Origin of the sequence: Pseudacidovorax sp. 1753 (assembly GCF_040544975.1) — a bacterium.
Taxonomy (GTDB): domain Bacteria; phylum Pseudomonadota; class Gammaproteobacteria; order Burkholderiales; family Burkholderiaceae_C; genus Xenophilus.
The window spans coordinates 117,667-130,358 of sequence record NZ_JBEPKY010000010.1 but is presented as its reverse complement, the minus strand read 5'-3'; the positions used below and the strand labels follow the sequence as shown (position 1 = coordinate 130,358).

Below are 12,692 nucleotides of genomic sequence, written 5' to 3'. Positions count from 1 at the left end.
CACCGGCGTCTATGCGGATGCCGCCGACCTCTACAACTTCGACCAACCGGAAGAAGTAGGCGACGCTGCACGGCTACGCCCACACCCGTACCGACGAGTTTTGTGGACATCGCCATCGAGAGCTTCCTGAAAGGGTTGGGCAGCCTGCGCCCGGAAGGCATGCCGCCCAAACTGGCGTGTCTTGCGGCCACCGTGGAAGAACTGACCGAAGCGTCGAGACTTGCCTTAGAACGAGCACTGCTTAAACGCCGCATCCCGACCTCGCGCACTCTTGTGAACGTGGGCGACAGCAAGATCATCACCAACAACGCCATCAGTCCACGCACAGGGTGCTGGCGGGCGTGCTGCAGGCGCGGTGTTCGCCGCCCGGAGCGCTCAGGCCGCCGGCGCCACTGACGCACCCTCGATCCCGTTGCGCGCCAGCGCCGCGGCCACGAAGCCGCTGGCCTTGGCCTCTTCCACGAAGGCCGCCAGAACGGCGGCCGCGGCCTCGCCTCGGCTGGTGGGCGTGCCCATGGCCTGCTGGATCACCATGACGCGCGCCGGCAGCAGACGCAGGCCGCCGATGCGCGCGGCATCGGCCTGGAGCTGCTGCTTGACGCCGGCGGCCACGTCGGCGCCTTCGGCGATGAAGGTGTCCACCACGGCCGGCGAGGTCGGCGCGCGCTCGATGGTGGCGGCCTTGAGCGTGCGCGTCAGGTACAGGTCGTAGGCGCTGCCCTTGCCCACCGTCACGCGCATGCCGGCGCGGTCCACCTCATCGTTGGACTGCAGGGGCGAGGCCTCGCGCACCAGGTACGCGCCCTCGATCAGCACGTAGGGCGCCGTGAAGCGGATGCCCTCGCCGCGCAGCGGGTCGATGGCGAAGAAGCCGATGTCGGCCTCTTCGGCCGTGACGGCCGCCACCGACTTGCCCGCGGCGTCGAACACCACCAGCTCGATGTCCACGCCCAGCTTCTGCGCGAAGGCGCGGGCCAGGTCGACCGACACGCCCCCCACCTCGCCGGTGCCCGCGTCGCGGTTTGCCAGGATCGGGTTGCCCAGGTTGATGGAAGCGCGCAGCACGCCGCGCGGCGCAAAGGCGGCCACGACGGCCGGATCGATAGAGGACATGTCAAGCTCTTACGGGAGGAACAAGGCAGCGGAACAGGCCACCAGCCGGCGCGCCGCACAGGTCGATCATCGTCGACTCGGCCACGTTCTCGCCGAACCAGGCCGCGATGGCGGCGCGCCGCTCGCCGACGTACTGCGGCTGGCCGTCGGCATCGAGCCACATGCTCAGGTCGTGGCCCGGCACCAGCAGCGTGCCGGGCACGGCCCGCCACAGCGCCCAGATCAGCGCCAGTGTCTCGCGGCTGGCGCCATGGTCCAAGCTGGCGTCCACGCGCATGCCGATCAGCTCGGCGCGGTTCTTGGCGGCATCGCCGGTGAAGAGCACGGGCGCCGTGCCCGCGCCTTCCAGCGGGAAGACGAGGTGCCCCGGCGTGTGCCCGGGCGCGGCCACGGCACGCAGGCCCGGCAGGCATTCGTCGCCATCGCCCAGGCGCCGCACGCGCGGGCTGGCCTGCAGTTCGCGCACGTACAGCTCGGGCAGCGGGTCGAAGCCCGGCGGCTGTGCGGCGGCCCAGTCCAGTTCGGCCTCGCCGATCCACACCGTGGCCTGCGGGAACAGCGTGAAGTTGACGGCATGGTCGTAGTGGGCATGGGTAAGCACCACGTCCGTCACGTCCTGCGCCGCCACGCCCAGGCGCGCGAGCTGCGCAGCCAACTCGCGCCGGACGCCGAAGGCGCCCACGTCCAGCAGCGCCGTGCGGCCGCCGCCGCGGATCAGCGTCACCGTGCTCCAGCCCAGGCCGCCGTGGCAGACGGCCCGGCCCGGGAAGCCCTGCACCAGCACGTCGATGCGGTAGTCGGGCATGGTCATTCGGCGCGGATGTGGGCGTCGCGGACCAGCTTGCCGTAGGCCGCATGCTCCTGCGCCACCAGTTGGGCGAACTGCTCGGGCGTGCCGCCCACCAGCTCGTAGCCGCCGTCGGTCTGCAGCCGCTGCACCACCTCGGGCAGGCGCAGGGCGGCCATCAGCTCGCGGTGCAGCCGCGCGACGATGGCGGCGTCGGTCCGGGCCGGCGCGAACAGGCCCTGGAACTGGGTGACCACGAAGCCGCCAAAGCCCAGTTCCTGCATCGTCGGCACCTCGGGCAGCAGCGGCGAGCGGCGCGGGCCCGACACGGCCAGCGGACGCAGCTTGCCGCTGGCGATCTGCGGCGCGGCGGTGACCTCCGTGTCGAAGGTGCAGGAGAGCTGCCCGCCGAGCAAGTCGGCCAGGGCCGGCGCGTTGCCCTTGTAGGGCACGTGCGTCATCTCGGCGCCGGCCATGCGCGCCAGCAGGGCGCCCGCCAGATGGGCGCCGCCGCCGATGCCGCTGGAGCCGTAGCTGATGCGGCCGGGCGCGGCCTTGGCCGCCTGCACCAGCTGCTTCACATCGCGCAGCGGCGAGGCCTGGGCCACCACCAGCACGTACTGGTAGCTGGTGGCCTGGGCCACCGGCCGCAGGTCCTTCAGCGGATCGTAGGGCAGCGAGGCATAGAGCGCATGGTTGGCCACGATGGGCCCGCTGGCGGTGAACAGCAGCGTGTCGCCGTCCGGCGCCGCCTTGGCGGCCGCGTCGGTGCCGATGTTGCCGTTGGCGCCGCCGCGGTTGTCGATCACCACCGGCACGCCCAGCGCCTGGGCCATGGGCTTGGCGAGCACGCGCGCCGTGATGTCGGCGGCGCCGCCGGCCGCGTAGGGCACGATCAGCCGGATGGGCTTGGCGGGCCAGGCCGGGCGGCTCTGGGCGCCGGCGGGCAGCGCCGCGGCGGCCAGGGCCGCACCTGCACCGGCCAGGAGTTGTCTGCGTGTGAAGGTCATGGTTGTCTCCGTGATGTCGCCGTGCCGCCGCGGTTCGGCGGACGCGAGGTGCGGCGCCGCTGGGACGCTCGCAGGGTCAGGCCGGCACGCGCGCCGCATGGCGCTGCAGCAGCGCCAGCGCGGCGGGGTCGATGGCCACGCCCTCGGCCCGCTGGCGCGCCATGTTCCGCAGCTCGATCTGCCCGGGCACGATGACCGGGCGGCCGGCCTCCACCGGCGCGCTGCCGTGCAGGATCTGCGCGAAGTCGTGCATGCGCGCGGCCAGCCAGCCGGCCGAGCCCAGGCGGCGCGTGTCGATGAGCACGAAGAAGTGGCCCAGGTTCTGCGGCTCGTCGGGCGCATCGACCCAGGACTTCACGTGCGTCAGGTAGGCCGCGTCGGACAGCAGGCCGGCGAACAGGTCCACCAGCAGCGCCAATCCGTAGCCCTTGTGCCCGCCGATGGGCAGCAGGAAGCCGTCGAGCGCCGCGCGCGGGTCGGTGGTGGGGCGGCCGGCCTTGTCGGTGGCCCAGTTGTCGGGAATGGGCTGGCCGGCCTTGAGCGCATTGCGGATCTTGGCGCGGGCCACCACGCTCATCGCCATGTCGAGCATGAAGTGCGCCCCGTCGGCCCCGGGCACGCCGAAACCCAGCGGGCTGTTGCCCAGCCGCGCGTCGCTGCCGCCCCAGGGCGCGATGGTGGTGGTGGCATTGCTGCCGATCATGCTGGCGAAGCCGGCCTCGGCCGCGATCCAGCTGTAGGGCGAGACCGGACCGAAGTGGTTGCTGCCGCGCACGAAGGCCGCGCCGATGCCGTTCTCGCGCGCCAGCTGCATGGCGGTGCGCAGCCCGTGCATGCCCACCAGCGGGCCCACGCCGTTGGCGCCGTCGATGCGGGCCAGGGCCGGGGCCACGCGCTCGCTGGCGATCCCGGGCTGGCGGGCGATGCCGCCCAGCTCCAGCCGCTCGCCATAGGACTCGATGCGGCCCAGGCCGTGGGTGGACAGGCCGAAGAGGTCGGCCAGCAGCAGCACCTGCACCACGTCCGCGGCGTCGGCGGCGGGCAGGCCCAGGCCCTGGAAGGCGCGTTCGCCAAGGGTGCGCAGTTCGGCTTCGGGCAGGCAGGGAAGGGTGTCGGCGCGTGCGTTCATGGTGGTCGCGATCGGAAGAAATGGAATGAAGAAGAGGAAAGAGGGAACCGCGTTCAGCGTTCAGTCGGCCGTGAGGCGGGCGCTGCGCACCACCTCGCCCCAGCGCTTCTGCTCGGCGACGATGAAGCGGGCGAATTCCTGCGGGCCGAGCGGCATGGGCGTGCTGGAGTGCTCGGCCAGGCGGTGGACCACGGCCGGCGTGCCCAGCGCCTTCACCGCCTCCTGGTGCAGGCGCTCGACGATGGGGGCCGGCGTGCCGGCGGGCGCCAGCAGGCCGAACCACTGCGAGCTCTCGAAGCCCGGGTAGCCCAGCTCGGCCACCGTGGGCACCTGGGGAAGGGCCGGCAGCCGCTCGGCCGCGCCCACCGCCAGGATGCGCAGCCTGCCCGCCTTCACGTGCGGCAGGAAGCCCGGCAGCCCGGCGGAGGCCGCTTCGATGGTGCCGGCCAGCAGGTCGGTCATCTGCGCGCCGGTTCCCTTGTAGGGCACATGGGTCACGTCGATGCCCGCGCGCAGCTTGAGCATCTCGAAGGCCAGGTGGCCCGCGCTGCCGTTGCCGGCCGAGCCGTAGTTGAGCCGGCCCGGCGCGGCCTTGGCCTCGGCGATGAAGGCGGGCAGCGTGGCCGAGCGGTCCTTGGGGCCGACGGCGAAGAGCATGGGCACCCGCGTGAGCAGCCCGACCGGGGCGAAGTCCTTCGCGGCGTCGTAGGGGAGCTTCGCCATCATGGCCGGGTTGACCGCCAGCGTGCCCACGTGGCCGAGCACCACCGTGTAGCCGTCGGGCGCCGCGCGGGCCGCCTCCACCATGGCGATGGTGCCCTGCCCGCCGGCCTTGTTGTCGACGAACACCGACTGGCCGAGCGACTTGCTCATCTCGCCGGCCAGCGAACGGGCGATGACGTCGGAGCTTCCGCCAGGGCCGTAGGGAACGATGAGCCGGATGGGCCGCTGCGGCCAGGCGGCAGGCGGTGCGGCCGCCGCCGTGCCGGCGGCGAGGGCGAGGGCCAGCGTGCACAGGGCGCGGCGGCCGACGGGGATGCGGAACAGCGAGGAAATCTTGGGCGTTCCCTTCATCAAGCGGAAGCCCGTGCGCAGCGCCTTGTGGCGGGCCGGGTTGCGTGTCTCCGTGGAAGCCGCCGCCCACAGGCGACGACCGTGGACGAATGATCGATTCGCCCATTGCCGGTGTAAAGTGCAAATATCCGTGGGATTCTTGCGTATCGCACAAAAGTCCGCCTGCCTGCCCCTGCCATGAACTTCGACCTCGCCGACCTGCGCGCCTTCCTGGCCGTGGCCGATCTCGCCAGCTTCCGCGCCGCCTCCGAGGCGCTGCACCTTTCGCAATCGGCGCTGTCGCGGCGCATCGACAAGCTGGAGGACGCGCTGGGCGTGGCGTTGTTCAACCGCACCACGCGCAAGGTGGAACTGACCGTGGTCGGCCGCACCTTCGTGCACAAGGCGCGCAACGTGCTCAACGAACTCGACAGTGCCTTGCTGGGCATCGAGGACGTGGCCGCCCGCCTGCGCGGCGAGGTGACGCTGGCCTGCGTGCCCTCGGCCGTGGGCCACTTCCTGCCCGGCGTGATCGACCGCTACCACGCCCGCTACCCGGCCATCCGCATCCGCGTGCTCGACGAGGCTTCCAGCGACGTGCTGCTGGCCGTGACGCGCGGCGACGCCGACTTCGGCCTCACCTACATCGGCACGCAGGAGGCCGACGTCGACTTCCGCCCGCTGATGGACGACGCCTTCGTGGTGGCCTGCCCCACCGGCCATCCACTGGCGCGCCGCAAGCGGGTGCGGTGGCAGGAGCTGGGCGAGCATGCCTACATCGCCCTGGCCCAGGGCAGCGGCAACCGCTTTCTGATCGACCAGGCGCTGGCCCAGACGCCCGAGCGGCCGCGCTGGTTCTGCGAGGTGCGCCACGTGCCGGCGCTGGTGAGCATGGTGGAAGCCGGCCTGGGCATCGCGGTTGTGCCTCGCATGGCGCTGCCGCCGGCCGGCAAGGGCCAGGTGGTGGCCGTGCCCCTGGCCGAGCCGTCGATCGTGCGCTCCCTCGGCCTCATCTCGCGCCGCGGCAGGGTGCTGCCGCCAGCGGCGCAGCTGCTCTACGACCTGGTCGTGCAGGGGGCGCAGAAGCGCAAGGCCTGAGCGCCTTGCTGGCCCAGGCCGCCGCGTTGCGCATTCAGTCCTTGGCGGGCAGCTCGAACTCCTGCTGCGCCGTCGGGATCGCTGACCACCTACCTGACCGAACTGGCATGAGACACGGCCGCCCGCTAAGCCACCCCAGGCCGTCAGCCGTCCGCCGTCGCGGCCAGCACCTCGGTCAGCCAGTCTGCGAACACAAGCACGCGCCGCGAGAGGTGGCGCCGGTGCGCATGCACCAAGTTCATCGGCATGGGTGGCGCCGGCCAGTCGTGCAGCACCTCGACCAGCTCGCCGGCGGCCAGATGCGCCCGCACGTCGTAGACCGGCACCTGGATCAGGCCCACGCCCGCCAGGCAGCAGGCGATGTAGGTCTCGACGTTGTTGACCGTCACCCGGCCCCCCAGGTCCAGGGTGCGCAGTTCGCCGTCCTGCGTCCATTCCCAGGGCACTGCCCGGCCCAGGGACGGGGGCGCATAGTTGACGGCGCAGTGTGCCGGCAGGTCTTCGGGCGTCTGCGGCACGCCGTGCGCGGCCAGGTACGCGGGGCTCGCGTAGTTGCCCAGCCGCAGCATGCCAAGCGGCCGGGCGACCAGGCTACTGGCCGAGAGCCCGCCCACGCGCAGCGCGCAGTCCACACCATCGAGCACCAGGTCGACCGCGCGGTCGCTGGAGCCCAGTTCGACCACCAGCCCCGGATGCCGCGCCAGCAGCGCCGGTAGCGCCGGGGCCGCGAGTAGCCGCGCCATGCGGCTGGGCAAGTCCACGCGCAGGCGACCGCTCACGGCCGTGCCGCTGGGATCGAACTGGTGGGTCAGTTCCTCGGCCTCGGCGACCAGCAGCAGCGCCCGTTCCAGCATCGCCTCGCCGTCCTGCGTCAGGCTGACCCGCCGAGTCGTGCGATTGAGCAACCGAGCGCCGAGGCGCCCCTCCAGCTGCTGGATGGCAAACGACACCGTCGTTCGGGGCAAGCCCAGCTGCTGCGCAGCCGCCGTGAAGCCGCCGCTATGGGCCACGCGGGTGAAGACACGCAGTTGGTCAATGAGGTCCATCGTTGGCTCGATTGTTCTGGATTTCTGCCTAGTTCATACAGAAAAACGAAGTTTATCCAGCCTGGACACTTCAATAAACTTTTTACTTACATCAACAGACAAGCTTTGACACATGGCCCATTTTCACAACCACGGCATCCAGGGAAAGGTGGTCCTGATCGCCGGCGGCGCCAAGAACCTCGGGGGCCAACTCGCCCGAGACCTGGCCGCCCACGGTGCCGCAGCCGTCGCCGTTCACTACAACAGCGACGCGACGCGCGAAGCAGCCGAAGCCACCGTGGCCGCAGTCCGGCAGGCAGGGGCCGAGGCCGTAGCGCTCCAGGCCGACCTGACGCGTGCAGCTGCGGTCGAACAGCTGTTCGACGACGCGGCGGCCCACGTGGGCCGACCCGACATCGCCATCAACACTGTGGGCAAGGTGCTCAAGAAGTCGATCCTCGACATCAGCGAGGCGGAGTACGACGAGATGTCCGCCGTCAACAGCAAGTCGGCCTTCTTCTTCCTGAAGGAAGCCGGCCGCCGCGTGAACGACACCGGCAAGATCGTCACGCTCGTCACCTCGCTGCTGGGCGCCTTCACGCCTTTCTATTCGTGCTACGCCGGCACCAAGGCGCCGGTGGAGCACTTCACCCGTGCCGCTGCGAAGGAATTCGGCACGCGCGGCATCTCGGTCACGGCGGTGGGTCCAGGCCCCATGGACACACCCTTCTTCTACGGTCAGGAAAGCGCCGACGCGCAGGCCTACCACCAGAGCGCCGCTGCCCTTTCGCTGTTCAGCAAGAAGGGCCTGACCGACGTCGAGGACGTGGTGCCCTTCATCCGCCACCTGGTGAGCGAGGGCTGGTGGATCACCGGCCAGACGATCCTGATCAACGGCGGCTACACCACCAAGTAAGGAAAGGACTGCCCATGCATGTGGCACTGGTGATCGTCGGCGGGCTCGTCCTGCTGTGCTTGTTCCTGCTCTTCGGCTGGCTGTGGGGCGCCAGCGCCGCCGGCATGGCCACCGCGGCGCGGGCCTTCGTGCCCGCCTGGCTGCTGATGGCGGCCATCAACATGTGGGTGGGCGTGCACCACGCGGGCTACGGCGTGCGCGAGGAGGCGCCGATCCTGCTGCTGGTCTTCGCCGTGCCGGCCATCGCCGCAGGCGTCGCGCTGTGGTGGCTCACGCGTGGCTGAAGGGCCGCACGCCATGACGGCCGATACCCACGCCGCGCGCCCACATCCCACGCTGCGCCACCGCGACGGGCGCCATGCCCGCGTGACCTACGAGGAACTGTTCTTCGACCTGGTCTACGTCTTCGCCGTCACCCAGCTCAGCCACGGCCTGCTGCACCACCTGGACGCCGGCGGCCTGCTGCAGACGCTGGTGCTGTGGTTCGCCGTCTGGCTGGGCTGGCAGTACACCTGCTGGGTCACCAACTGGTTCGATCCGCAGACGCCGCGCATCCGCGGCCTGCTATTCGCCACCATGCTGCTGGCGCTGCTGATGGCCTGCAGCCTGCCGCAGGCCTTCGGCGAACGCGGGCTCGTCTTCGCCGGCGCCTATGCCGCGATGCAGGTGGGACGCACGGCTTTCATCGTGGTAGAGCTGGGGCCACGGCATCCGCTGGCGGCCAACTACCGGCGCATGCTGGGCTGGCTGTGCATCGCCGCCGTGTTCTGGATCGCTGGCGGGCTGCTGGACGGGCCGGCTCGGCTCGCCTGCTGGCTGGTCGCCGTGGCCTGCGAATACCTGTCGCCGATGGTCGGTTTCGCGCTGCCGGGCCTGGGCCGCTCGTCCACGCGCGACTGGACCATCGAAGGCGGCCACCTGGCCGAGCGCTGCCAGCTCTTCGTGATCGTCGCGCTGGGCGAGACGCTGCTGGCCAGCGGCGCCATGCTGGCCGATGCGCCCGTGTGGAGCCTCGACATCCTCTCGGCGCTGGCCGCCACCTTTGTGGGCACGCTGGCGCTCTGGTGGCTGTACTTCGGCACCGCCAGCGCGCACGCGAGCGCGGTGATCGGCAGCGCCGAGGACCCGGGCCGCATCGGCGCGTACTTCCACTACGTGCATGCCCTGCTGGTGGCCGGCGTGATCGGCAGCGCCGTCGGCAACGACCTGGTGCTGGCGCATCCGCATGAGGTGCCAGGCATGGCGCAGATCATGGTGCTGGTGGGCGGCCCCGCGGTCTACCTGCTGGGCAGTGCGCTCTACAAGCGGGTGGTGTACGGTGGCGTGCCGCGCTCGCACCTGGCCGGGGCGGCGGCGCTGCTGGCTCTGGTTCCGATCGGCACGATCTGCAGCCTGTTGCTACTGGGCTGGTTGACGACCGCCGTGCTGCTGGCGGTGAGCGTGTGGGAGGCCCGCACGCGCCGCCATCCGGTGCTGGGTCCGCGACATCCGGGCGGGCACTGAAGCGAACACACCAACGGCGAGGGCGCAGTGCGCGCCCAGTCGATCGCGACCGCGCAGTATGGGATGCCTGGCTGGGCGTCCCCCACCATGGCCGACGTCTCCTGTACCGACTGCTGGCCAAGGAGCATCGCCTCAGCCGCAAGGGCGACTCGCTGCGCCGTGCGGCGGGCAGCGCCCAGCCGATGACAAAAGAGGCGGAGTGACAGCTTGGCTCACACAGAGCAGGTTCGGGCCGAACATCCCGCGAAAGCTACGTCAGGGTGACCGCCTGACTGGCACTGGGGGTGTCGCTTGCAGGAAGAGCGTCCGGCAATTCATGATCCCGCCCAGCGCTTCCGCCTTGCCGTTGCGGGGCGCCATGGCCTAAAGCGACTTCTTGGGCGAAGCCCATGTAATCGCGCCAGACGCGGGGCAGGATCCCGCCGTGGCGCCAGTAGGCGACGTCCTCTTCCGTGTCCAGCCGCAAGGTCAGCGGTACGTTCAGCACTTCGCCATCCGCCCGCCTAATGGCGGCCATCACCGTGCCGCCGACTTTGAGTTCTTCGGCCAAGCCCAGCACGTCGATGATCTCCGTGCCGTCCAGGTGGAGGGTGTCGGCATTCGTGCCTGGCATGAACTGCAGAGGAAGAACACCCATGCCGACCAGGTTGGTCCGGTGGATGCGCTCGTAGCTCTCCGCGATCACGGTCTTCACGCCCAGAAGGGCGACCCCTTTCGCGGCCCAGTCGCGCGATGAGCCGCAGCCGTAGTTTTTCCCGGCAATGACCGTGAGCGGCACGTCGCGGCGCATGTACTCGACGGCCGCCTCGAAGACGCGCATCTGAGAGCCCTCGGGCATCACGCGGGTGAAGCCGCCTTCGACGCCGGGAACGATCCGGTTGCGAAGGCGGATGTTGGCGAAGGTCGCCCGAACCGCCACGTCGTGGTTGCCGCGACGCGTCGTGTAGTTGTTGAAGTCGGCCTTCTGGATGCCGTGGGCGAGCAGGAAGTCCGCCGCCGGCGTTCCCAGGCTGATCGCGCCCGACGGCGAGATGTGGTCGGTGGTCACCGAGTCGCCCAGGATGACGAGCGGCCGCATGCCGCGAATGTCGCCGACGCCGGGCGGCTGGCGGTCCACGCCTGCGAAGTAAGGCGGGCGGCGGATATACGTGCTGCCCTCCTGCCACGGAAAGCGCTCGCTTCGCTCGCCCGCGAGCGCGTTCCAGGCCTCGCCGCCATCGAAGAGGTCGGCGTACTTCTCGCGGAACAGTTCGGGCTCGTACGCCGTCGCAACCGCGGCGGCGATCTCCTGGGCGGTGGGCCAGATGTCCCGGAGATAGACCTGCTGGCCGTGGCTGCCCGTGCCCAGGGAATCGCGCGTGACGTCGATGGTCAGCGACCCGGCGAGTGCGTATGCGACGACCAGCGCCGGCGAGCCGAGATAGGCGGCGCGGACATTGGGATGGATGCGGCCTTCGAAGTTGCGGTTGCCCGAGAGCACGGCGGTCGCCACCAGCTTTTCGGTTTCGATGGCATCGGCCACGTGTTCGGGCAGGGGGCCCGAGCCGCCGTTGCAGGTCGTGCAGCCGAAGCCGGCCACGTGGAAGCCCAAGGTGTCCAGTGCGCCCTGCAAGCCTGCGCTCTGAAGGACGGCGGCCGTGACCTGGCTGCCGGGCACCAGCGAGGTCTTGACCCAGGGCTTGCTTCTCAAGCCGAGTGCCACGGCTTTGCGCGCGGCGATGCCCGCCGCCATCATGTTGACCGGATTCGCGGTGTTGGTGCAGCTGGTGATCGCGGCGATCACGACCGCGCCGTCGTGCAGCGTGAAGTCCTCGCCGCGTACTGCCACGCGCCGCGACGGATCGATCTCCTTGCCGGCGATCTCGAGATGGTGCCGCTCGAACGCCTGGGGAACCGCGTCAAGGTCGATGCGGTCTTCCGGGTTGCGCGGACCGGCGAGACAGGGACGTATCTCGTCCAGATCGAGCGTCACCACCGTGTCGAACGCCGGCTGCGCGGACATGGCGTCGCGCCACAACCCCTGGGCCTTGGCATAGCACTCGATGAGCTCGATCTGCGCTTCGTCGCGGCCGGTCATGCGCAGGTAGTCCACGGTCTTGTGGTCGATCGGGAAGTAGACCGCCGTCGCGCCGTACTCCGGCGCCATGTTCGCGATCATGCCGCGGTCGCCGAGGGCCAGCGCTTCGAGGCCGGTGCCGAAAAACTCGACGAACTTGCCCACGACGCCCATCGTGCGCATCCGCTGCGTGATCGCCAGGACCAGGTCCGTCGGAAGAACCCCTTCGCGAAGCGTTCCCTTGACTTGGACGCCCACGACTTCCGGCAACGCGATCGCGACCGGCTTGCCGACCATGACCGCCTCGGCCTCGATGCCGCCGACGCCCCAGCCAAGGATCCCCAGGCCGTTGATCATGGGCGTGTGGCTGTCTGTGCCGACGCATGTATCCGGCGTGGCCAGGGCGCCTGCTTCGGTCTCCTCGGTCCACACCACCTTGCCAATGTGCTCGAGATGGATCTGGTGCATGATGCCCTTGCCCGGCGGCACGATGCGCACCCCGTCGAAGCTACTGCTGCACCACCGAAGAAACGCGAACCGCTCCGCGTTGCGCTGGTACTCGCGCTCCAGGTTGAAGCGCCTGGCATCGGGCGAAGCCCACCGGTCGACCTGGAGTGAGTGGTCGATGATCACGTCGACGGGCACCTTCGGGCTGACCTTCGCGGCATCCCCGCCGGCGTCGGCGACGGCGTCCCGGATCGCGGCCATGTCGACCAGCATCACCTGGCCCAGGATGTCCTGGCCGAAGATGCGGGTGGGATAGAAGCTCAGCCCCGCACCGATGCGCCGCTGGAGCAGCGCTTCCACCTCCGCGGCGGTGTCCTCTCCACGCACGGCCTGGCGCAGCAGGTTCTCCAGCAGGATGCGCAGCGAGAAGGGCAGGCTTTCGACACCCGGGACGCCGGCGATCGGGACGTAGTGGACGATGCGGCCGGTCAGGGGCAGCGGCTTGAGTTCAGGAATGGTCGTCATGGTGCTTTCGTGGATGGTGGTGCGGCCGGC

12 protein-coding genes are annotated in these 12,692 nt (G+C 70.3%); 5 read left to right on the top strand and 7 right to left on the bottom strand.

Annotated features, from left to right (window positions below):
• Nucleotides 1-102: 102 nt before the first annotated feature.
• A complete protein-coding gene (locus ABIC63_RS14370; protein ID WP_354320241.1) occupies nucleotides 103-396 on the top strand; it encodes a hypothetical protein in 294 nt (97 codons plus the stop codon).
• On the opposite strand, the gene ABIC63_RS14365 is transcribed toward ABIC63_RS14370, so the two are convergent.
• The 5 genes from ABIC63_RS14365 to ABIC63_RS14345 form a co-directional block, all read right to left on the bottom strand.
• A complete protein-coding gene (locus ABIC63_RS14365) occupies nucleotides 376-1,113 on the bottom strand; it encodes a transporter substrate-binding domain-containing protein (RefSeq protein ID WP_354320240.1) in 738 nt (245 codons plus the stop codon). The genes ABIC63_RS14370 and ABIC63_RS14365 overlap by 21 nt on opposite strands.
• A gap of 1 nt (nucleotide 1,114) precedes the next feature.
• The gene (locus ABIC63_RS14360; RefSeq protein ID WP_354320239.1) at nucleotides 1,115-1,924 is read right to left on the bottom strand and encodes an MBL fold metallo-hydrolase; all 810 of its coding nucleotides are present in this window, start codon (nucleotides 1,922-1,924) and stop codon (nucleotides 1,115-1,117) included.
• Nucleotides 1,921-2,910, bottom strand: coding sequence for a Bug family tripartite tricarboxylate transporter substrate binding protein (locus ABIC63_RS14355; protein ID WP_354320238.1), 990 nt, complete (start codon nucleotides 2,908-2,910; stop codon nucleotides 1,921-1,923). The genes ABIC63_RS14360 and ABIC63_RS14355 overlap by 4 nt, the downstream gene beginning before the upstream one ends.
• Nucleotides 2,911-2,986: 76 nt before the next feature.
• Entirely contained in the window at nucleotides 2,987-4,039 is a 1,053-nt protein-coding gene (locus tag ABIC63_RS14350; protein ID WP_354320237.1) for an Ldh family oxidoreductase, read from the bottom strand.
• A gap of 60 nt (nucleotides 4,040-4,099) precedes the next feature.
• Nucleotides 4,100-5,113, bottom strand: a complete 1,014-nt coding sequence (locus tag ABIC63_RS14345) for a Bug family tripartite tricarboxylate transporter substrate binding protein (RefSeq protein WP_354320236.1) — start codon at nucleotides 5,111-5,113, stop codon at nucleotides 4,100-4,102.
• A gap of 177 nt (nucleotides 5,114-5,290) precedes the next feature.
• Here ABIC63_RS14345 and ABIC63_RS14340 point away from each other — a divergent pair, with 177 nt between their 5' ends.
• Nucleotides 5,291-6,190: a LysR family transcriptional regulator gene (locus ABIC63_RS14340; protein WP_354320235.1), complete on the top strand. Its 900-nt coding sequence runs from the start codon at nucleotides 5,291-5,293 to the stop codon at nucleotides 6,188-6,190.
• A gap of 143 nt (nucleotides 6,191-6,333) precedes the next feature.
• Here the strand turns inward: ABIC63_RS14340 and ABIC63_RS14335 are convergent, their stop codons facing one another.
• Nucleotides 6,334-7,236: a LysR family transcriptional regulator gene (locus ABIC63_RS14335; RefSeq protein WP_354320234.1), complete on the bottom strand. Its 903-nt coding sequence runs from the start codon at nucleotides 7,234-7,236 to the stop codon at nucleotides 6,334-6,336.
• A gap of 112 nt (nucleotides 7,237-7,348) precedes the next feature.
• Between ABIC63_RS14335 and ABIC63_RS14330 the strand changes: the two genes are divergently transcribed.
• The 3 genes from ABIC63_RS14330 to ABIC63_RS14320 are packed head-to-tail and all read left to right on the top strand — an operon-like array spanning nucleotide 7,349 to nucleotide 9,634.
• Nucleotides 7,349-8,131, top strand: a complete 783-nt coding sequence (locus ABIC63_RS14330) for an SDR family oxidoreductase (RefSeq protein ID WP_354320233.1) — start codon at nucleotides 7,349-7,351, stop codon at nucleotides 8,129-8,131.
• A gap of 14 nt (nucleotides 8,132-8,145) precedes the next feature.
• Nucleotides 8,146-8,415 carry a hypothetical protein gene (locus ABIC63_RS14325; RefSeq protein ID WP_354320232.1) on the top strand — a complete coding sequence of 90 codons (270 nt, stop codon included), beginning with the start codon at nucleotides 8,146-8,148 and terminating at the stop codon, nucleotides 8,413-8,415.
• A gap of 13 nt (nucleotides 8,416-8,428) precedes the next feature.
• Nucleotides 8,429-9,634, top strand: coding sequence for a low temperature requirement protein A (locus tag ABIC63_RS14320; RefSeq protein ID WP_354320231.1), 1,206 nt, complete (start codon nucleotides 8,429-8,431; stop codon nucleotides 9,632-9,634).
• A 250-nt stretch (nucleotides 9,635-9,884) separates the two neighbouring features.
• On the opposite strand, the gene acnA is transcribed toward ABIC63_RS14320, so the two are convergent.
• Nucleotides 9,885-12,662: an aconitate hydratase AcnA gene (gene acnA, locus ABIC63_RS14315; protein ID WP_354320230.1), complete on the bottom strand. Its 2,778-nt coding sequence runs from the start codon at nucleotides 12,660-12,662 to the stop codon at nucleotides 9,885-9,887.
• Nucleotides 12,663-12,692 lie beyond the last annotated feature (30 nt).

Coding starts and splice junctions, on each gene's coding strand:
- ABIC63_RS14365 (WP_354320240.1), bottom strand. CDS start 1,113: ATGTCCTCTATCGATCCGGCCGTCGTGGCCGCCTTTGCGCCGCGCGGC.
- ABIC63_RS14360 (WP_354320239.1), bottom strand. CDS start 1,924: ATGACCATGCCCGACTACCGCATCGACGTGCTGGTGCAGGGCTTCCCG.
- ABIC63_RS14355 (WP_354320238.1), bottom strand. CDS start 2,910: ATGACCTTCACACGCAGACAACTCCTGGCCGGTGCAGGTGCGGCCCTG.
- ABIC63_RS14350 (WP_354320237.1), bottom strand. CDS start 4,039: ATGAACGCACGCGCCGACACCCTTCCCTGCCTGCCCGAAGCCGAACTG.
- ABIC63_RS14345 (WP_354320236.1), bottom strand. CDS start 5,113: ATGAAGGGAACGCCCAAGATTTCCTCGCTGTTCCGCATCCCCGTCGGC.
- ABIC63_RS14340 (WP_354320235.1), top strand. CDS start 5,291: ATGAACTTCGACCTCGCCGACCTGCGCGCCTTCCTGGCCGTGGCCGAT.
- ABIC63_RS14335 (WP_354320234.1), bottom strand. CDS start 7,236: ATGGACCTCATTGACCAACTGCGTGTCTTCACCCGCGTGGCCCATAGC.
- ABIC63_RS14330 (WP_354320233.1), top strand. CDS start 7,349: ATGGCCCATTTTCACAACCACGGCATCCAGGGAAAGGTGGTCCTGATC.
- ABIC63_RS14325 (WP_354320232.1), top strand. CDS start 8,146: ATGCATGTGGCACTGGTGATCGTCGGCGGGCTCGTCCTGCTGTGCTTG.
- ABIC63_RS14320 (WP_354320231.1), top strand. CDS start 8,429: ATGACGGCCGATACCCACGCCGCGCGCCCACATCCCACGCTGCGCCAC.
- acnA (WP_354320230.1), bottom strand. CDS start 12,662: ATGACGACCATTCCTGAACTCAAGCCGCTGCCCCTGACCGGCCGCATC.